This window comes from Leucobacter iarius (assembly GCF_039530105.1).
GTDB lineage: Bacteria > Actinomycetota > Actinomycetes > Actinomycetales > Microbacteriaceae > Leucobacter > Leucobacter iarius.
In genome coordinates this window covers 238,209-255,422 of sequence record NZ_BAAAOB010000001.1, presented here as the reverse complement: position 1 = coordinate 255,422, position 17,214 = coordinate 238,209, and the positions used below count along the sequence as shown (strand labels likewise).

The window sequence follows — 17,214 nt, the reverse complement described above, 5'->3', positions numbered from 1 at the left end:
GGAACGCATGCCATTGGTCACCGTCAAGCTGTTCGAGCACCGGCTCCAGGAGGATCCCGAGCTCGCCCGTCGTCTCGCGGCCGCGATCGACGAGGTCGTCGCCGAGCACTGCACCCCCGCGAACGGGACGCGCCCCGACACCTGGGTGACCGTCGAGGGGGTCCCGCGTACGCAGTGGACCTTCAACGGCGAGATCCGCTGACCGCTCCGCTCGCCCGCGCCGGGCCGGCCGCTCCTGTGGCCGGCCCGGCGCTTTTCGGCGAGGGCTCTCCGGCCCGGTGAAATCCTCGGACACAATGGGGGCAGGCCCGGTACCGCACAGGCATCGGCTTCCCGCTGCAAAGGAGACACCATGTCCACCCCCGAAACCTCCACCGAGCGGCACGCGGTCGACGCGATCCGCGTCATCTTCGGTCTCGGCGGCCTGATCGCGCTGATCGTCGGAATCCTGATCCTCGTTAACCCGCTGAAGTCGGGCGCGATCGCCCTGCAGGTCACCGCGGTGATCCTCGCGGTCTACATGGTCGGCGCCGGCGTGGTGTCGCTCGGCACGGCGATCTTCTCGAAGACGCTGAGCGGCTGGTCGCGCACCGGCAACATCGTGCTCGGCATCCTCTACGTGATCGCCGGCATCGTCGTGATGGCGAACCTCGCCGCCTCGGCCGCCTTCCTCGCGCTGTTCGCGGCGATCGCGATCGGCATCATGTGGCTGTTCGAGGGCATCTTCGCCCTGAGCACGCTCAAGAAGAGCGGCAACAGCGCCTGGACGATCATCTTCGCGATCATCAGCATCCTCGCCGGCTTCTCGCTCATGCTCACCCCGATCTGGGGCGCGGTCTACCTGTGGATCTTCGGCGGCGTCTCGCTCGTGATCCTCGGCATCATCCAGATCGTGCGCGCCTTCAAGGTCAAGGCGGTCGAGGCGGAGTAACCGCCCGCAGCCGCCCGCAGCCGCCCGCAGCCGCCCGCAGCCGCCCGCAGCCGCCCGCAGCCGCCCGCAGCCGCCCGCAGCCGCCCGCAGCCGCCCGCAGCCGCTCCGCGCTGAGAAGGAGATTCGGGCTCGGAAGGAGATCCCCCTGCGGGAGTCTCCTTCCGAGCCCGAATCTCCTTCAGCGCGTTCGGGGCCTGTCGCCCCTACCGCATCCCCTCGAGCGCGGCCGCGTCGATCGGGGCTTCCGAGAGCGCCAGCTCGATGTACTTGCGGAGCACGACGAGCTTCGCGGTGCCCGCGTCGAACTCGGCGGCGACGAAGCGGTCGGAGCGGATCAGATTCAGCGCGCCCAGCGCCGGCATGACCGCGCCCTTCGCCGCCTCGCCGTTCGAGCCCTTCGGCACGGCGGTGCGCAGCTCGGCCATCGAGGTGAAGAGTGGCAGTACGAGCTGGCCCTTGGTCGAGCGGATGGTGCGGATCCGGGTGCCGCCGCGCTTCTGCTTCTTCGCGCCCTGCGCGCCGCCGACCTGCCCGGTCACGTCGGCGACCAGGTAGCCCTCGCGCAACGCCGAGAGGAACGCGGCGAGGCGCTCGTAGTCGGGCGTCGCCTGCAGGGCGTCGAGCGCTTCGCGGGCCCCGGTGTTCTCGTAGTCGGCGGTGAGCCCCTCGGGAACCCGCGGGTCGGCGGATGCCTCCTCGGGGGCCTCGGGGGTCTGCGAGTCGGGGTTCGGGGCGTCGGCCATGCCCTCGATTCTACGTTCGCCGGTCAGTCGTCGCCGAGTCCGCGGGCCTGCATCGCGGCTCCGGTGGCACGGGCGTGGGCCACCATGCGGATCACGAGCGGGGTCGCGTAGGCCCGAGGGTTCCGCGAGAGCCCGCGCGCACGCGCGGCGTCGCGCGATTCGGCGGCGATGCGGAACGCCTCCGGCAGGGCGCGGAACGCGAGCGAGAAGGCGAGCCCGACCCGATCGGGATCCACGCCGAAGCGGCGGAACGGTCGCAGGCCGCGGGTGATCGCGTCGACCATCTCCTCCGCTCGGGTGGACGTGGTGACGGCCGACGCGGCGATGACGAGCGCGAACAGCCCGCTCGTCACGGTGAGCGCCCGGACCGGGCCGTGCTGCCAGGCCTGGAACGCGAAGACGAGCGCGCCGACCACGGCGAAGCCCAGCGCCACTCGGAGGAGTCGGCGCCCGCGCAGGCCCGCGATCACCGCGGCGAGGAGGCCCAGGGCGAGCGCGGCGAGGCCGCAGACGAGCGCCGGGATCGGGGCGAGCGCCTGCTGCGTCGCGACGATGCCCACCGCGAAGGCGGCGAGCGCGAGCAGTTTGACCCCCGGGGAGAGCCGGTGGAGAGGGCCGTTGCCGGGCACGTAGCTCCCGATGGGGGAGCCGGCGGGAGCGCGGAGGCCGCGTCGTCGGGTCACGGCTTCACACCGTCGCCCGGTAGTGCGCGATCACGTCGGCGGGGCCGCCGTCGGCGACCACGCGCCCGCCCTCGACCAGCAGGGCGCGGTCGCACTGCGCCGCGAGCTCGAGGTCGTGGGTGGCGACGACGAGCTGCTGATCCAGCCCGAGCAGCAGTTCGCCGATGCGGCGCGCGTTGCGCAGGTCGAGCAGGGTGGTCGGCTCGTCGGCGACGAGGATCCCGGGGCCGGCGGCGAGCACGCTCGCGATCGCGAGGAGCTGCTGCTGGCCGCCCGAGAGCGTGTGCACGCTGCGGTCGGCGAGCGCCGCGAGGCCGAAGCGCTCCAGCGCCGCGAGCGCTGCGGCGTCGCGTTCGGCCCGCCTGCGATGCTCCCGTCGCAGCGAGAGCGCCACGTCCTCGAGCACGGTCGGCATGACGAGCTGGGCGGCCGGCTGGGTGAAGACGAAGCCGACGCGGCGGCGGACCTTCGCGCCGTCGTCGATCGTGTCGAGCGGCGACCCTGCGGCATCGCGCACCCGCACCGCGCCCGCGGTGGGGAGCACGAGGCCGTTGATGAGCCTCGCGAGCGTCGATTTGCCCGAGCCGTTGGGCCCGATCACGGCGATGCGGCGCTCGGCGAGCACGAGATCGAGCGGGTGCAGGATCCGGACCGGCTCGTCGCCGGTCCGGTCCGGCTCCAGTGCGACCTCGGCGCCGTCGAACTCGATCACGGTGCGGCGGGTGCGGGGGCCGTCGTGCTCGCCGTGCGGCGGGCGCGGCGGGGCAGCAGGTCGGGGAACGCGCGGTGCACGCCGGTGGCGACGGCGGCCATCAGGAGGTTCTTGATCACGTCGCCGGGCCAGAATGCGAGGTCGACGGTGAACGCCTGGTCGATCGTCATGGGGACTCGGAGCGTGAGGCCGAGGATCCCGAGCGGGTGGATGAAGACGAAGCTCGAGACGAGGCCCGCGAGCATGATCAGCGGGATGCTCGTCGCGATGCTGCGCCGGGGGAGCCGCTCGACGATGAAGCCGGTGAGGAGCGCGGCGAAGGGGAACGCGACGAGGTAGCCGACGGTCGGGCCCGCGAACACGCCGAGGCCCGCGGCGCCGCCCGAGAACACGGGGAGGCCGATCGCGCCCAGCGCGAGGTAGAGGAGCACGGCGAGGAAGCCGCGGCGGGCCCCGAGCACGGCTCCCGCGAGCATCACGGCGAAGGTCTGGAGGGTGATCGGGACGGGCCCGATCGGGATCGCCGGGAGCAGCGCGCTGGCGGCGATGAGCGCGGCGAAGCCGGCGATGAGGGCCAGGTCGGTCGCGGTGCTGCCGCGACGGCGCGACTGGGCGCGCTCGCGCGTCTCGGGTGCGGTGCGCGCGGCCTCGGGCTGCGGTGCGGGCTGGGTCATCTCGGCTCCGATCCTACGGTTCCCGGCGGTGCGGTGCGCACCGCCGCCGGTGCCGCGGTGGCACCTGAACAGTGTTCACCTTACCTGAACGGTGTTCAGGTGTCGGCATGTAGCATTCGGGCATGCGCAACTCCCGCTCCGATGTCGTCGCCGCCGCCCTGCGCGTGCTCGACGCGCAGGGGCTCGAGTTCTGCTCCATGCGACGGGTCGCGGCGGAGCTCGACGTGCAGCCGAGCGCGCTCTACCACCACGTCGCCGACAAGCAGACGCTGCTCGCGCTCATGGCCGACGAGATCGTCGGGACGGTCGACCTCGGCAGCGAGGACCCCGCCGGGATCTGCGCGGACCTGCGGCGAGCGCTGCTCGGGATCCGCGACGGGGCCGACGTGGTCGCGACCGCGTCGGCGTTCCGCCTCGGAGCGTCGGCGGTCGAGGCCCGGCTCGGCGAGCTCCTCGGCGAGGACGGCGCGCGCACGCTGCTGCTCTACGTGTTCGGGCACGCCCAGTCGACGCAGACCCAGCTGCAGGCGCGCGAGCTCGGCGTGCTCGCCGACGGTCCGTCGCCGGTCGAACTCGACGCCTCGTTCGCCCGCGGCGTCGGGATCATCCTCGACGGGGTGCGCGCGGACTGAGGGCGGTGCTTCCTGGCCGGATTCAGGCGTCTGAACCGGGCACCGCGAGCGCGTCGATTTCGACGAGCATCTCGGGGTGGGGCAGGCCGGTGAACACCGTGGTGCGACAGGGCAGTTCTCCGCTCGGCACGTGCGTCCGGACGAACTCGCCGTAGGCCTCGTTCATCCGGGTGAAGTCCTGCTGATCGGTCAGATAGACGCGGAACATGAGCACGTCGGAGACCGATGCGCCGCCGGCCTCGAGGATCGCGCGGACGTTCTCGAGCGTGCGCAGGGTCTGCGCGTGGACGTCGCCCTCGGCGATGTACTGGTTCGTCGCGGGGTCCATGGGTCCCTGCCCCGACACCTGCAGCAGTCCGCCCTTGCGGATGCCCTGGGAGAAGGTGTGCGCAGGTGCGGGGGCCGCTTCGGTGCGGATCACGGTGGTGCCGGTCATGAGGAGTTCCTTGCGGGTCGGGCGCTGCCGGTCGGCTAGCGCAGGATGTCGGCCTGGGAGTGGTGCGCGAGGTCGCCGGCTCTCGGGAGGCCTTCCCAATCGCCGATCACGGTGACGGCGTGGGCGGCGACGGTTCCGGCGAAGTCGAGCCGCTGCTGCGGATCGTGCCCGGAGAGCAGCGCGTCGATGTAGCCGGCGGCGAATGCGTCCCCGGCGCCGACCGCGTCCCGCTCTGCGGCGGGGAGCAGGTGCTGGTCGTAGCGGGATCCCCCGACGAGCGAGAGACTGCCCTCGCTGCCGCGCTTCACCACGACCTCGGAGACGCCCATGGCCGCGAGGCCGTGGGCGAGGTCCTCGTCGGTGCGGGTCGGATCGGAGACGCCGAGCACCAGCCGGGCTTCGGCGTCGGTCGCGAAGACGATGTCGGATCCGGCGATCAGACCCGCGAGGGCCGTCCGGGCGTCATCGCGCTGCCAGAGCGCTTGCCGATGATTGACGTCGAAGCTCACGAGCACGCCCGCCGCGCGCGCGGTGCGGACCGCGAGCTCGACGGCGGCCCGGGGGGCCTCGCCGAGGGCCGCGGTGATCCCCGACACGTGGAGCAGTCGGGCGTTCCGGATCGCCTCGAGGTCGAGGTCGGCGGGGGCGAGCGTGGATCCGGCGCTGCCGGTCCGCGCGTACTGCACGAACGCTCGGCCGTGGCCGCGTCGCGTGCGCACCATGATCCCGGTCGGGCCGCCGCCGAAGCGGTCGGCGACGGTCACGTGCTCGCCGCGGAGCTCGCGCGCGATGAAGTGTCCGAGCTCGTCGTCGCCGAGCCGCCCGATCCATTCGACCCGGCGCCCGAGCCGGGCGAGCCCGATGGCGACGTTCGACTCGGCTCCGCCGAAGGAGACCTCGAAGTGCGGGCGGGACTCGACCACTCGCCCGTCCGGGGCGAAGAACAGACCCATGCTCTCGCCGATGGTGACGACTTCGGCTGCTTCGGTGCTCATGCGAAACGGGTCCGAATCACCTCGACGATGCGGTGGTCGCGGTCGAGGATCGGAATCGATCCCCAGCGGTCGACGGTCGTGCACGGGTGGGAGATGCCGAGCTCGACCAGGTCGCCGACGGCGAGGTCCGCGTCGTCGGCGACCTCGAGGAAGGCGTGCTGATCGGCCAGCTGGGTGATCGTGCCCTCGAGCGGTCGGGCGTCGGATCCGTCGCGGTTCCGTGCCCCGCGCACCTTCGGGAGCCCCTGATCGAAGCCGACGTCGCGCCGGCCGCAGAGCAGCAGGGCGAGGCCCGGTTCGGGACGGCTCAGCACGGGCGCCCAGAGCGTGAGGGCCGCCCGCAGCTCGGGGGCGTCAGCAGCACCGCGGCTGCGCGGGGTCATGCGTCGATAGAAGCCGTCGTCGTGGGTGACGTAGGCGCCGCTGCGCAGCACCACGCGGGCCGGCTCCAGCCCGCCCGCGACGAGTCCGTCGATCGCGGCGTCGAAGAAGGCGCTGCCGCCGATCGTGACGAAACCGTCCTCGGGCAGGACCCCGGCCGCCAGCAGCTTCGTGGCGCAGGCGCCGATCTCGCGCGAGAATGCGCGGACCGCGGCGAGGACCTCGGGCGAGGGGTCGCCGCCGAGGCTCCCCTCGTAGGCGGCGAGGCCGGCGAGGCGCAGGCCGGGCCGGCGGCGCACCTCGGCGGCGAGCTCCTCGGCCGCGGTGATGCTCCGCACGCCGGTACGGCCGCCGGGGTGCCCGATCTCGACGAGCACGGGGAGCGGGCGGATTCCGGGCCCCTCGAGCAGGTCGAGGCCGGCGGGCGAATCGACGAACACCGCGCACTCGAACGCGGGATCCCGATCGAGCTCGCTCCGCAGCCAGGCGACGGCGTTCGGGTCGACCAGCTGGTTCGCGAGGATCAGGCGCTGCACTCCGGCGTCGCGGTAGACCCTCAGCTGCGTCGGCGTCGCCGCGGTGATGCCCCAGGCTCCGGCGGCGAGCTGCATCTCGGCGATCCTCGGCGACATCATCGTCTTGCCGTGCGGAGCGAAACGCACGCCGCGCCCCGCAGTGTAGGCCGCCATGCGGGCGATGTTCTCGGCGAGCCGCTCGCCGTCGAGCGTCAGCTGGGGGAAGTCGCCCCCGGCCGCCCAGACGGGCGAGCCGACGGGATCGAACCCGGAGTGGGCGGCGAGGCCGACCCCCTTGCCGAGGGGCGGGACGGGTTCGCTGGTCATACGGGGCCTCCTGCGGCGGTGGACGGCGCGCCCATGCGCCGTGAGATCTCTGCGGCCGCTCCGGTGACGAGCGGCACGAGCTGGGGGACGCGGTCGCGGGGCACCCGGGACACCGGGCCCGACGCGCTGATGGCGTGCTGGCAGCGTCCGTCGGCGTCGAACACGGGCGCCGCGACGCAGCGGATCCCGTCCTCGTTCTCGACGTCGTCGATCGCCCACCCCTGTTCGCGGATCCGCTGCAGCTCGGCGCGCATCCCCGCTTCGGTGGTGATGGTCGTGGGGGTGCGACGGGGCATACCTGCGGCGAGCACGGCCTGCAGGGTGGACTCGTCGGCGTGGGCGAGGATGCACTTGCCGACGCTCGTCGAGTACATCGGCTGCGAGTTGCCCACCCGGGACACCATGCGCACCGCGTGCGGGCTGTCGACCTTGTCGATGTAGACGACCGACGGGGAGGCCGCTCGGACCAGGTGCGAGGTCTCCCCGCTCCGGCGGGTCAGCTCGACGAGGATCTGGTGCATGTCGAGATCGACGCGCACTCCGGCGAGATACGCCTGGCCGAGCTGCGCGTTCTGCCAGCCCAGCTGGTAGACGCCGGTGCTCTCGTTCTGCTCGACGAAGTGGGTCTCGAGCAGCGGCTGCAGCAGGCGCACCACGGTGCTCTTGTTGATCCCGAGCTCTTCGCTGAGCCGCGTCAGTGTGAACCCGTCGCCGTCGGTCTCGCCGCCGATGTGCAGCAGGATGCTGAGCGCCTTGCGCAGCGAGGCGGAATTGTTGCGCTGGGCCGGGGCCCCGGAATCCGATGCGGTCATGCGCTGCTCCTTGCGTGGTCGGGGATGCCGCGTCCTCCGAGGTACTCGGTCAGCCGTCCCGCGGAGAGCGTGGGAACGCCGGCCACGAGCACGTCGAGGACGCCGTCGGCGGGCACCCGCGGATTGTCGTAGTCGGCGCGATCGTACAGGGATCCGGGATCGATGAGCGCGAGGTCGGCCACCGAGCCTGCTGTGAGGCTGCCGCGTCCGGCGAGGCCGAAGCGGCGCGCGGCGCGCCCCGAGAGGTGCTCGGCGGCATCCCACCAGCTCCAATCGCCCCACTCGAGCACGTGCCGGCGGAGCATCCGGGCGAAGCTGCCCCAGCCGCGGGGGTGCGGGCGGCTGCCCAGGTACACGCCGTCGGAGCTGCCCAGGTGAGCCGCGTGACCCGCGATCGCGCGCAGATCCGACACGCGGTTGGCCTCGGGCTGCTGCACGATCGCTCCGGTGGCGAGCTCGGTCGCGCGGAGCAGCTCGCACACGAGCGCTCCCGCGCTGCGGCCGGTCTCGAGCGCGGCCTCGTTGAGCAGCCGCCCCTCGATCCAGGTCCAGTCGGGGTGCGGGGCGAAGGAGATCGTGACCCGGCTCAGCAGTTCGGCCGCGTCGGGGAACCATTCGCGCTCCAGCCGATCCAGCAGTCCCGGATCCGCGAGCGCCTCGAGCGTCGCCGTCGGGCCGCCGCGCTGCAGTTCGGCCGGCAGGGCGAGCATGGCCAGGATGGTGTTGCCGCGCCGGTAGGGGTAGGAGTCGAACGTCAGATCGACGCCCGAAGCGATGGCCGCGTCGATCCGCGGGAGGATGAGCTCGGCGGGGCCGTGCAGGTGCGAGACGTGCAGCGATGCACCGGTGCCGCGGGCGAGGCCGATGAACTCGGCGAGACCCTCGGGCGAGCGCTCCTCGTACCCGCGGATGTGCGCCACCAGCGGGACCCCGTGCTCAGCGGCGATGCGCGCGTAGGCGAGCAGTTCGCGCTGGTCGGCGAAGCCGCCGGGCACGTACTCGAGCCCGAGAGAGAGTCCGACGGCGCCCTGGTCGAGCGCCAGCCGGGCGTCGCGTTCTACGGACGCGAGCTCGTCGTCCGTCAGCGGTGCCGACCCGAAGCCCGCCCGCGAGGCGCGCAGGTTCCCGCACGGCACGAGCAGCGCCGCGTTGACGCGTGCCGGGGCGGTGAGCTCGCGGCGGGCGGTGGCGAGGTCGGTTCCCGCGGCGAGCGCTGCGGGAACGGGGCCGTTGATCGCGGCGAAGTATCGCGACAGCTCGTGCGCGGCAGAACCGGACGCCGGAGCGAAGGAGACGCCGTCCTGCCCGATCACCGCCGAGGTGACGCCCTGACGGAGCATCGCGAGCTCCGCCTCGGGCTCGCCGAGCGCGGCCTCGGCGTGGCTGTGCGCGTCGATCAGGCCGGGCAGCACGACGCGGCCCGCGGCGTCGATCCGGGGCACCGCGGGATCGATGCCGACGTCGTCGGGGAGCACCGCGGCGATGCGGCCCTCGGCGATGACGACGGCGCCGCGGTCGAGCTCCCGGCGATGCGGCCGGGGGATCGAGGCCCCGCGGATCACGAGCTCGGGCGACGGGTTCGCAGGCATGCCGCCCCTCTCTGAACGAGCGGCCCCGCGGCCGCGCTGACGTGTCGGTCACACTCTGACACAGCGTTCAAACTTTTGCAATGCAAAATAGAAGATTGCAATGCACAACATTCGCTGGTAGGTTCCCTCCAGACCACCTCGGGCCTCCAAAGACGGAAGGGTTTCGACCATGCCAATCACCCATCGCCACCTCACCCAGGCGGGAGCCGCCGGAATCGGCGTGCTCGCGCTCTTCGCGCTCGCCGCATGCAGCGCGCCGGACGCCGGCGGAAACGCGGGAGGTGGAAGCGGAGGCGGTGCGATCACCGTTGCCGAGACCACCGCCCCGACCTCCCTCGACCCGCAGCGCTCGAGCATGTTCGCCGACCGCTTCGCCTGGCAGCTCAGCTACGAGTGCCTCATGCAGACCACCGCGGACGGCGAGGTCGTCCCCGGGCTCGCCACCGGGTACGAGAAGAGCGCCGACGGCCTGAGCTACACCTTCGCGCTGCGCGACGGCGTCACGTTCAGCAACGGCGACACCCTCGACGCCGATGATGTCGTCTACACCTTCGAGCGGCTGACGACCAGCCCCGAGCGGATCGACAAGGAACTGTTCCCCACCTACAAGGGGGTGGAGAAGGTCGACGCATCGCACGTCAAGTTCTCGCTGTCGAGCCCCGACGCCGGGTTCGTGAACAACATGGCCAACCCGCTGGTCTGGGGATGCGCGATCCTCAGCAAGTCGGCGGAGAAGGAGAACCTCGCCACGAAGATGGTCGGCACGGGCCCCTGGACGCAGTCGGCGTACGAGCCCGAGACGAGCCTCCAGCTCCAGCGCAACGACTCCTACTGGGGTGACAAGGCGAAGTCCGCGAAGCTCAGCGTGCTCTACATGCCCAACATGGGAACCCAGGTGAGCAACCTCAAGGCCGGCAAGGTCGACATCATCTTCCCCGACCAGGGCGCGGCGAAGGGCCTCACCGGCGACAAGGTCGAGGTGAAGCAGGTGCACACCGACTCGACGATCTTCCTGCAGATCAACGACACCAAGGCGCCCTTCGACAACCCGAAGGTGCGTCAGGCGCTCGCCCTGGCGTTCGACCGCAAGGCGCTCGCCGATCAGGCCTACGGCGGGGCCGCCTCGCCCAGCGCCTACCTGCCGCCGAGCCTCGCCTGGGCGCCCAAGGTCGATCAGGTGCCGAACTACCAGCCCGATCCGGCGAAGGCGAAGCAGCTGCTCGCCGAGGCGGGATTCCCGGGCGGGGTGAAGACGAAGCTGATGTACATCAGCGGATACGACCACGGCACGAACGACCTGCTCGCCACCATGCAGTCGCAGCTGGCCGCCGCGGGCATCACCGTCGAGCTGGAGCCGCTCGAGGGCGGCACCTGGGGCGATCGCCTCACCGCGCTCGACTACGGCCTGAGCTGGAACGCCCAGTCCTACTACCCGAACCCCTACCAGTACATCGCGCCGGCGCCGGGTCGCCAGGGACCGGTGCCCGCCGAACTGCAGTCGCTGCTCGACAGCGCGCTGAAGGCTGGCTCCCAGGAGGAGTACCAGAAGGCGCTCGTCGCGGTCGAGAACAAGGAAGCCTCGATCGTGTACCCGACGCTGACGCTGCTCGCGACCGACATGTTCGTCGCGAACACGGCCGGCCTGAAGGGCATCGACGTGCCCTCCAGCCAGAGCCGTACGTTCCTGGCGGGCGTCGAGAAGTAACCGGGGCGGGGGCGGCGCGACGATCGCGCCGCCCCTCGGCTCGAAGAGGAGCAGCAGGAACGACGAATGATCGAACTCAGGAACGTGAGCATCACGTACGGCTCGGCGCCGCGACCCGCGGTGTCCGAGGTCTCGCTCTCGATCGCCCCCGGCGAGCGGGTCGGGATCGTCGGGGAGTCCGGCTCGGGGAAGAGCACCCTCACCTCGGCGATCCTGCGGTCGCTGCCGAAGGGCGCGCGGGTCGGCGGCGAGATCGTCTACGACGGTCGCGATCTCGGCTCGCTCTCCGAGACGGAGTTCCGCGCGCTCCGCAGCGTGGGCATCGCCCGGATCCCGCAGGACCCGCTGGCGAGTCTCAATCCCGTGCTCCGGGTCGGCACCCAGCTGCGCGACGTCCTGCGCGCGCACCGCCGCCTGAGCCGGGCCGAGTGCACCGAGCTCGTCGAGCAGGCGCTCGGCGAGGTGGGGATCCCCGAACCGCACCTCAAGCGGAAGGCGTTCCCGCACGAGCTCTCGGGCGGGATGCGGCAGCGGGTGCTCATCGCGATGTCGCTCATCAACGAGCCGCGTCTGCTGATCGCCGACGAGCCGACGACCGCGCTCGATGTCACCGTTCAAGCGCAGATCATCGACCTGATGCAGCGCGAACTGGATTCCCGCGAGATGTCGCTGCTGCTCATCACCCACGACATCGGCGTCGTCGTCGAGCTCTGCACGCGCATCGTCGTGATGCGCGGCGGGCGGGTGCTCGAGGAGGGCCTGACCGAGGAGATCATGGCGAACCCGCAGCACCCCTACACGCGACAGCTCTTCGCCGCCGCCGAGATGCAACCGACGGCGACCGCACGGAAGGCGGGGGACTCATGACTCAGAGCGCACAGGCGACGGCACCGCTCGCGCTCCGCGCGGCGGGCATCCATCGGCGGTTCCCGCTGCCGCAGGAGCGCCTCTTCGCGAAGCGCCGGGTGCTCCACGCGGTCGACGGCATCGACGTCGAGGTGCCGGCCGGCACCACCCTCGGCGTCGTCGGGGAATCGGGCTGCGGCAAGTCCACCCTCGGACGGGTGCTCGTCGGGCTCGACCGGGCCGACGCGGGCGAGATCGAGTGGGCCGGGCGGCCCGCGGGCGCCCACGACGGTCGGGTGCAGGCGGTGTTCCAGGATCCGGCGAGCGCGCTCAACCCGCGCCTGACGGTCTTCTCCGCGATCGCGGAGGCGCTGCCCGACCTCGGCGGTGAGGAGCGGCGGGCCCGGGTGACGCGGCTCATGGAGCTCGTCGAGCTCGACGAGCAGCTGCTCGATCGGCTTCCGCACGAGCTGTCGGGCGGTCAGCAGCAGCGAGTCTGCATCGCCCGGGCCATCGCGTCCGATCCCGCCCTGATCCTGCTCGACGAGGCGGTGAGCTCGCTCGACGCATCGCTGCAGATGCAGGTGATCGGGCTGCTGCGCGACCTGCAGGAGCGCACCGGCGCGGCCTACGTCTTCATCTCGCACGACCTCCGGGCCGTGCGCGGCGTCAGCGATCGGATCGCGGTGATGTACCTCGGCCAGGTGGTCGAACTCGCTCCCGCCGAGAAGTTCGACGCGGAGCTGCTGCACCCCTACTCCGTGGCGCTGCGCTCCGCGGAGCCCGCGCTGCCGAGCGACGAGTTCCGGCCCGAGCGCATCATCCTCGAGGGCGACCCGCCCAGCGCGGTCGACCTGCCCCGGGGATGCCGCTTCGCCTCGCGGTGCCCCATCGCCCGGGATCGCTGCCGCGCGGAGGAGCCCGAGCTGCGGCCCGCAGCGGACGGGCACACCGTGCGCTGCCACTTCCCCGGCGAACTCCGACTGACGCGACGGCGCGACGAGCACGCGGGAGGCGCGCAGTGACCAAGTACATCCTGACCCGCATCGGCGCCTCGATCGGCGTGCTGATCGTCCTGAGCCTGCTCATCTTCTTCGCCGGGCGCGGCCTCGTGCAGGGCAACCCGGCGACCATCATCGCCGGATCCAAGGCGTCGCCCGAGACCATCGCCGCCCTCGAGCACCAGCTGGGACTCGACCGGCCGATCATCGTGCAGTACCTCGACTGGCTCTTCGGCGTCGTGCGCGGCGACTTCGGCACCTCGCCGTTCTCGGGACTCAAGACCACCGAAGTGCTGCAGCAGCAGATCCCGGTCTCGTTCGAGCTCGCGGTGCTGAGCCTGCTCGTCGCGGTCGTGCTCGGCGTTCCGCTCGGCGTCATCGCCGCGAAGCGAGCGGGGTCCGGCGTCGACGTCGGGATCCGCGTCCCGATGATCCTGATCTTCGCGTTCCCCGGCTTCATCACCGGGACGATCGCGATGCTGCTCGCCTCGAGCCTGCTGACGAACCTCTACTCGCCGACCTACATCCGCTTCGAGGACAGTCCGATCGGCAATCTCCAGACGATGATCCTCCCCGCGATCGCGGTGGGGATCCCGACGGCGCCGCTCGTGATGCAGATGACCCGGGCCGCGATGCTCGAGGTGCTCGGGCAGCCCTTCGTGCTCTCGGCGCGGGTGAACGGGCTGTCGAACGCCCGAGTCACCTACGGGTACGCGCTGCGCGCCGCGCTGCCGCCGATCCTCACCTTCGTCGGATTCACCTTCGGCACGCTCATCGGCGGCCTTCTCATCGTGGAGCAGATCTTCAGCCTGCCCGGTCTCGGCCGCGGCATCCTCCAATCGATCGGCACCCGGGACTTCGTGCAGCTCAATGCGCAAGCGCTCGTGCTCGCCGGATCGTTCATCGCCGCGAACCTCGCGGTCGACCTCATCGTGCCCGCTCTCGACCGGAGGATCGCACGGAAATGACCCAGGAACTCACCGAGACCATCGCGAACACCATCCCCCGACCGCGGGCGCGGAAGCGCCTGTCGGCCGTCGGCACCATCGCGTTCGCGGTGCTCGCGCTCTACGTGCTGCTCGCCGTCATCGGCCCGCTCATCGCCCCGCATGATCCGAACCAGCTCAACGCCGGTCCGCGGCTGGGCCTCCCGAGCCCGGACTTCTGGTTCGGGACCGACGCGCTCGGCCGGGACCAGCTCTCGCGCGTGCTGGCGGCGATCCGCCCGGCCGTGGTCGCGGCCGTCGCCGCGACCGCGATCGCCCTGATCTTCGGCACCGTGCTCGGCCTGATCGCCGGGTTCTGGGGCGGCCGCGTCGACAACATCGTCTCCCGGGTCGTCGACTTCCTGTTCGCGATCCCCGAGTACCTGCTCGCGATCCTCGTGCTCGCGATCCTCGGCAGCGGCCTGCTCAACGCCGCGGTGGCCATCGGCATCGTCTTCATCCCCCGGTTCGCACGCACGGTGCGCAGCGCGACGCAGGAGATCATGTCGCGCAACTACATCAGCGCCGCCCGCCTGAGCGGCCGGGGCCGCGTGTGGATCATGGGACGGCACGTGCTGCCCAACATCACCTCGCCGCTCGTCGTGATCGCCGCGATCAATCTCTCGATGTCCGAGGGCGCCTACGCCGCGCTCAGCTTCCTCGGCTTCGGCGTGCGGCCGCCCAACGCGGACTTCGGCAGCATGATCGCCGACTCGCTGCAGTACCTCGGCAGCGACGCCTGGCTGCTCGTCCCGCCGGCCGGCGTGTTCGTCCTCATGATCCTCGCGATCAATCTCGCGGGCGACGCGCTCCGCGACCTGCTCGACCCGAAATCGAATCCGTCATGACTCCCGGAAAGGCCACCATGCTCGACACGCTCCGTGAAATGCTCGATCGCGAGGTTCCCGCACTGCTCGAGGAGTTCCGGGTCCCCGGACTCGGGATCGGGCTCCGGATCGGCGACGAGAGCCTGGGGCTCGGATACGGCGTCACCCATCTCGAGCACCCGCTCCCGGTCGACGGCGACACGGTGTTCCAGGTCGGATCCATCTCGAAGACCTTCGTCGGGATCGTCGTCGCCCAGCTGGAGCGCGAAGGACTGCTCGACATCGAGGCCCCGGTCGCCCCGTTGCTCGCGGACCTCGGGACGCTCGATCCCCGGATCACCACGCGGCACCTCATCACCCACGGCGCGGGCATCGATGCGCAGTACATGATCGGTCGGGCGCACGAGCTGCTCGCCGACCACGCCGACGACAGCATCCAGGCCTCGATCCAGCACTTCGCGGACGACGCCGTGATGTTCGAGCCGGGCACCGACTTCTCGTACTCGGGCCCCGGTTTCATGGTCGCCGCCGCGGTGGTCGAGCGGGTGACGGGGCGCGTCTGGGCGGACGTCCTGCGCGAACGCGTGCTCGAGCCCGCCGGCATGGCACGCACCTTCACCACCGCGGACGAGGTCATCACCTACCGGGTCGCGGCGCCGCACGACATCGTCGACGACCGAGCCTCCCTCGCTCGCGATGAGGGGTGGCAGCGGCACTGGCAGCTGCCGGGTTGGGACGTTCCGGGCGGCGGCGTGCTCAGTACGCCGAACGAGCTGATGCGCTACCTCGACTACGCCTGGCGCACCGAGCCCGGGACCGGCTTCTTCGGCCTGCTCGCGAATCGCGGGGTCCCGGGTCTCGACATCGCCTACGCCTGGATGCGGGAACCGCGCCGCGGTCGCTTCGCATTCGGGCACGACGGGCTCACCATCGGCTACTCGAGCCGGCTGCTCGGGTATCCGGAGGACCGGATCGGCTACGCGCTGCTCACCAACTCGGTGAAGGGCGGGCCGCTCAAGGACGCGGTCGAACGGCGGATCCTCGACGTGCTCTTCGGCGCCGAGACGCCGAGCGTCGACGCGGGGGAGCCGCTCGAGCCCTACCTGGACCTCGTCGGCCGGTACGACTGCGGCTTCTACGGGCAGGTGGATCTGCGCCTGCGCGAGGACGGTTCGGCGTTCGAGCTGATCGCGCTGCCGGCCGCCCGGCAGGACGGGACGTTCACGATCGACCCGATGTCGAGCCCCAGGCTGCTGCCGGCGGGACCCGGCGTGCTGTCGAGCGACCCCGGATCCGAGTTCCCCGAGGACCTGATCACGTACGTGCGGGACTCCTCCGGGAAGCCGGTTGCGCTGCGGATCCACGAGCGGATCTCGGAGCGGGTCGCATGAGCGCCGGAATCGGCGAGGCCGGATTGGGCGTGGGCGGAGCGGGAGCGGCGTCGACGCTCGGGCGGCTCGCCGACGCCGGGACCATCGCCGTGCTGCGGGCCTCCTCGCCCGGGCGGGCGATCGCGGCCGGGCACGTGCTCATCGATGCGGGGGTCCGGGCGATCGAGGTCACGTTCACGGTGCCCGACGCGCACGAGGTGATCGCGGAGTTCGTGCGCGCGGGAATTCCCGGCCTGCTCGTCGGCGCCGGCACTCTGACGCGGCCCGGACAGGTCGAGCAGGCGCTCGCGGGAGGCGCTTCGTTCCTCGTCGCTCCGGGGTTCGACCCCGAGGTCGCCGCGGCGAGCGTCGGTTCGGGCCGCTGCACCATGCTCGGTGCCTTCACTCCGAGCGAGGTGCAGCGCGTGCTCGCCTCGGGCGCGGACGCGGTCAAGTTCTTCCCCGGGGGGCTGGCCGGTCCCACGGGGATCCGGGCGCTGTCGGGCCCGTTCCCCGAGGCGCGCTTCGTCCCGACCGGCGGTGTGACGGCCGAGAACGTCGGCGAGTGGTTCGCGGCGGGCGCCCTCGCGGTGGGTGCCGGTTCGGAACTCGCGCCGGAGCGCGCGGTGGAGGCCGGCGACCTCGAGACGATCCGCGAACGGGCGACCCGCTTCCTCGCCGCGGTGCGCGCTGCCCGAGCGGCCCGGGGGTGAGCAGGGCCTGGCCTTGCCTACTGGGCGGTGATTCCGCCGGCGCGGCGCGGGAGGGCTATGCGGCCAGGAGCAGGGTCGCCGCCACGGCCGAGACCGCTGCGATGACGAGCGCGATGCCGATCAGCACGGCGTGCACGGTGAGGAACTTCGTCGCCTTGCCCTGCTCGTCGCGGGCGCGGGGGTCCTGGCTGACGCGCTTCCAGAATCGGGGCCAGACGACGGCGTTGTAGAGCGCGTTGATGAGCAGCAGGATTCCGGCGAAGACGGTCATGCGTCCAGCCTAGGAGCTGGGCGTGAAAGGCCGGAAACACACAACGCCCCGACGAAGTCGAGGCG

General features: G+C 71.7%; 20 protein-coding genes. 10 read left to right on the top strand and 10 right to left on the bottom strand.

The window, feature by feature from the left end:
• Positions 1 to 7 precede the first annotated feature (7 nt).
• Entirely contained in the window at positions 8 to 202 is a 195-nt protein-coding gene (locus tag ABD169_RS01125) for a tautomerase family protein (RefSeq protein WP_344028228.1), read from the top strand.
• A 150-nt stretch (positions 203 to 352) separates the two neighbouring features.
• On the top strand, positions 353 to 931 hold the full coding sequence (locus tag ABD169_RS01120) for an HdeD family acid-resistance protein (RefSeq protein WP_046456487.1): 579 nt from the start codon (positions 353 to 355) through the stop codon (positions 929 to 931).
• A gap of 203 nt (positions 932 to 1,134) precedes the next feature.
• Here ABD169_RS01120 and ABD169_RS01115 read toward each other — a convergent pair whose 3' ends face one another.
• From ABD169_RS01115 to ABD169_RS01100, 4 genes are read right to left on the bottom strand one after another with little or no spacing between them, the layout of a single operon-like run.
• A complete protein-coding gene (locus ABD169_RS01115; protein ID WP_344028221.1) occupies positions 1,135 to 1,674 on the bottom strand; it encodes an SseB family protein in 540 nt (179 codons plus the stop codon).
• Between the two features lie 23 nt (positions 1,675 to 1,697).
• Positions 1,698 to 2,357 (bottom strand): energy-coupling factor transporter transmembrane component T family protein, encoded by a 660-nt coding sequence (locus tag ABD169_RS01110; RefSeq protein WP_344028218.1) that lies wholly within the window; start codon positions 2,355 to 2,357, stop codon positions 1,698 to 1,700.
• Positions 2,358 to 2,361: 4 nt separating this feature from the next.
• A complete protein-coding gene (locus ABD169_RS01105) occupies positions 2,362 to 3,069 on the bottom strand; it encodes an energy-coupling factor ABC transporter ATP-binding protein (protein ID WP_344028214.1) in 708 nt (235 codons plus the stop codon).
• Positions 3,066 to 3,743, bottom strand: a complete 678-nt coding sequence (locus tag ABD169_RS01100) for a biotin transporter BioY (RefSeq protein ID WP_344028212.1) — start codon at positions 3,741 to 3,743, stop codon at positions 3,066 to 3,068. The genes ABD169_RS01105 and ABD169_RS01100 overlap by 4 nt, the downstream gene beginning before the upstream one ends.
• A gap of 122 nt (positions 3,744 to 3,865) precedes the next feature.
• Here ABD169_RS01100 and ABD169_RS01095 point away from each other — a divergent pair, with 122 nt between their 5' ends.
• A complete protein-coding gene (locus tag ABD169_RS01095; RefSeq protein WP_344028209.1) occupies positions 3,866 to 4,375 on the top strand; it encodes a TetR family transcriptional regulator in 510 nt (169 codons plus the stop codon).
• Between the two features lie 22 nt (positions 4,376 to 4,397).
• Here the strand turns inward: ABD169_RS01095 and ABD169_RS01090 are convergent, their stop codons facing one another.
• The 5 genes from ABD169_RS01090 to ABD169_RS01070 are packed head-to-tail and all read right to left on the bottom strand — an operon-like array spanning position 4,398 to position 9,430.
• Positions 4,398 to 4,811 (bottom strand): RidA family protein, encoded by a 414-nt coding sequence (locus ABD169_RS01090; protein WP_344028206.1) that lies wholly within the window; start codon positions 4,809 to 4,811, stop codon positions 4,398 to 4,400.
• A gap of 35 nt (positions 4,812 to 4,846) precedes the next feature.
• Positions 4,847 to 5,806 (bottom strand): sugar kinase, encoded by a 960-nt coding sequence (locus tag ABD169_RS01085; protein ID WP_344028203.1) that lies wholly within the window; start codon positions 5,804 to 5,806, stop codon positions 4,847 to 4,849.
• Complete coding sequence (locus ABD169_RS01080; RefSeq protein ID WP_344028200.1) at positions 5,803 to 7,029, bottom strand: alanine racemase; 1,227 nt, start codon at positions 7,027 to 7,029, stop codon at positions 5,803 to 5,805. Before ABD169_RS01080 ends, ABD169_RS01085 begins: the two co-directional genes overlap by 4 nt.
• On the bottom strand, positions 7,026 to 7,841 hold the full coding sequence (locus tag ABD169_RS01075) for an IclR family transcriptional regulator (RefSeq protein ID WP_344028197.1): 816 nt from the start codon (positions 7,839 to 7,841) through the stop codon (positions 7,026 to 7,028). The genes ABD169_RS01080 and ABD169_RS01075 overlap by 4 nt, the downstream gene beginning before the upstream one ends.
• Positions 7,838 to 9,430 carry an N-acyl-D-amino-acid deacylase family protein gene (locus tag ABD169_RS01070; RefSeq protein ID WP_344028194.1) on the bottom strand — a complete coding sequence of 531 codons (1,593 nt, stop codon included), beginning with the start codon at positions 9,428 to 9,430 and terminating at the stop codon, positions 7,838 to 7,840. Before ABD169_RS01070 ends, ABD169_RS01075 begins: the two co-directional genes overlap by 4 nt.
• A gap of 169 nt (positions 9,431 to 9,599) precedes the next feature.
• Between ABD169_RS01070 and ABD169_RS01065 the strand changes: the two genes are divergently transcribed.
• From ABD169_RS01065 to ABD169_RS01035, 7 genes are all read left to right on the top strand, one after another.
• The gene (locus tag ABD169_RS01065) at positions 9,600 to 11,135 is read left to right on the top strand and encodes an ABC transporter substrate-binding protein (RefSeq protein ID WP_344028191.1); all 1,536 of its coding nucleotides are present in this window, start codon (positions 9,600 to 9,602) and stop codon (positions 11,133 to 11,135) included.
• Positions 11,136 to 11,201: 66 nt separating this feature from the next.
• Positions 11,202 to 12,002, top strand: a complete 801-nt coding sequence (locus ABD169_RS01060; RefSeq protein WP_344028186.1) for an ABC transporter ATP-binding protein — start codon at positions 11,202 to 11,204, stop codon at positions 12,000 to 12,002.
• Positions 11,999 to 13,006, top strand: coding sequence for an oligopeptide/dipeptide ABC transporter ATP-binding protein (locus ABD169_RS01055; RefSeq protein WP_344028183.1), 1,008 nt, complete (start codon positions 11,999 to 12,001; stop codon positions 13,004 to 13,006). Before ABD169_RS01060 ends, ABD169_RS01055 begins: the two co-directional genes overlap by 4 nt.
• On the top strand, positions 13,003 to 13,950 hold the full coding sequence (locus tag ABD169_RS01050) for an ABC transporter permease (protein WP_344028180.1): 948 nt from the start codon (positions 13,003 to 13,005) through the stop codon (positions 13,948 to 13,950). The genes ABD169_RS01055 and ABD169_RS01050 overlap by 4 nt, the downstream gene beginning before the upstream one ends.
• Positions 13,947 to 14,816, top strand: coding sequence for an ABC transporter permease (locus ABD169_RS01045; RefSeq protein ID WP_344028178.1), 870 nt, complete (start codon positions 13,947 to 13,949; stop codon positions 14,814 to 14,816). Before ABD169_RS01050 ends, ABD169_RS01045 begins: the two co-directional genes overlap by 4 nt.
• Positions 14,813 to 16,186 (top strand): serine hydrolase domain-containing protein, encoded by a 1,374-nt coding sequence (locus tag ABD169_RS01040; RefSeq protein ID WP_344028175.1) that lies wholly within the window; start codon positions 14,813 to 14,815, stop codon positions 16,184 to 16,186. Before ABD169_RS01045 ends, ABD169_RS01040 begins: the two co-directional genes overlap by 4 nt.
• Complete coding sequence (locus ABD169_RS01035; RefSeq protein ID WP_344028171.1) at positions 16,183 to 16,878, top strand: bifunctional 4-hydroxy-2-oxoglutarate aldolase/2-dehydro-3-deoxy-phosphogluconate aldolase; 696 nt, start codon at positions 16,183 to 16,185, stop codon at positions 16,876 to 16,878. Before ABD169_RS01040 ends, ABD169_RS01035 begins: the two co-directional genes overlap by 4 nt.
• 55 nt (positions 16,879 to 16,933) lie before the next feature.
• On the opposite strand, the gene ABD169_RS01030 is transcribed toward ABD169_RS01035, so the two are convergent.
• Positions 16,934 to 17,149, bottom strand: coding sequence for an SCO4848 family membrane protein (locus ABD169_RS01030; protein WP_344028168.1), 216 nt, complete (start codon positions 17,147 to 17,149; stop codon positions 16,934 to 16,936).
• Between the last annotated feature and the right edge of the window lie 65 nt (positions 17,150 to 17,214).

What these genes read in the sequence shown, in the direction of transcription:
- ABD169_RS01085 (WP_344028203.1), bottom strand. Translation starts at nt 5,806, where the DNA reads ATGAGCACCGAAGCAGCCGAAGTCGTCACCATCGGCGAGAGCATGGGT.
- ABD169_RS01040 (WP_344028175.1), top strand. Translation starts at nt 14,813, where the DNA reads ATGACTCCCGGAAAGGCCACCATGCTCGACACGCTCCGTGAAATGCTC.
- ABD169_RS01060 (WP_344028186.1), top strand. Translation starts at nt 11,202, where the DNA reads ATGATCGAACTCAGGAACGTGAGCATCACGTACGGCTCGGCGCCGCGA.
- ABD169_RS01120 (WP_046456487.1), top strand. Translation starts at nt 353, where the DNA reads ATGTCCACCCCCGAAACCTCCACCGAGCGGCACGCGGTCGACGCGATC.
- ABD169_RS01065 (WP_344028191.1), top strand. Translation starts at nt 9,600, where the DNA reads ATGCCAATCACCCATCGCCACCTCACCCAGGCGGGAGCCGCCGGAATC.
- ABD169_RS01090 (WP_344028206.1), bottom strand. Translation starts at nt 4,811, where the DNA reads ATGACCGGCACCACCGTGATCCGCACCGAAGCGGCCCCCGCACCTGCG.
- ABD169_RS01070 (WP_344028194.1), bottom strand. Translation starts at nt 9,430, where the DNA reads ATGCCTGCGAACCCGTCGCCCGAGCTCGTGATCCGCGGGGCCTCGATC.
- ABD169_RS01045 (WP_344028178.1), top strand. Translation starts at nt 13,947, where the DNA reads ATGACCCAGGAACTCACCGAGACCATCGCGAACACCATCCCCCGACCG.
- ABD169_RS01100 (WP_344028212.1), bottom strand. Translation starts at nt 3,743, where the DNA reads ATGACCCAGCCCGCACCGCAGCCCGAGGCCGCGCGCACCGCACCCGAG.
- ABD169_RS01075 (WP_344028197.1), bottom strand. Translation starts at nt 7,841, where the DNA reads ATGACCGCATCGGATTCCGGGGCCCCGGCCCAGCGCAACAATTCCGCC.
- ABD169_RS01030 (WP_344028168.1), bottom strand. Translation starts at nt 17,149, where the DNA reads ATGACCGTCTTCGCCGGAATCCTGCTGCTCATCAACGCGCTCTACAAC.
- ABD169_RS01125 (WP_344028228.1), top strand. Translation starts at nt 8, where the DNA reads ATGCCATTGGTCACCGTCAAGCTGTTCGAGCACCGGCTCCAGGAGGAT.
- ABD169_RS01115 (WP_344028221.1), bottom strand. Translation starts at nt 1,674, where the DNA reads ATGGCCGACGCCCCGAACCCCGACTCGCAGACCCCCGAGGCCCCCGAG.
- ABD169_RS01035 (WP_344028171.1), top strand. Translation starts at nt 16,183, where the DNA reads ATGAGCGCCGGAATCGGCGAGGCCGGATTGGGCGTGGGCGGAGCGGGA.
- ABD169_RS01055 (WP_344028183.1), top strand. Translation starts at nt 11,999, where the DNA reads ATGACTCAGAGCGCACAGGCGACGGCACCGCTCGCGCTCCGCGCGGCG.
- ABD169_RS01095 (WP_344028209.1), top strand. Translation starts at nt 3,866, where the DNA reads ATGCGCAACTCCCGCTCCGATGTCGTCGCCGCCGCCCTGCGCGTGCTC.
- ABD169_RS01080 (WP_344028200.1), bottom strand. Translation starts at nt 7,029, where the DNA reads ATGACCAGCGAACCCGTCCCGCCCCTCGGCAAGGGGGTCGGCCTCGCC.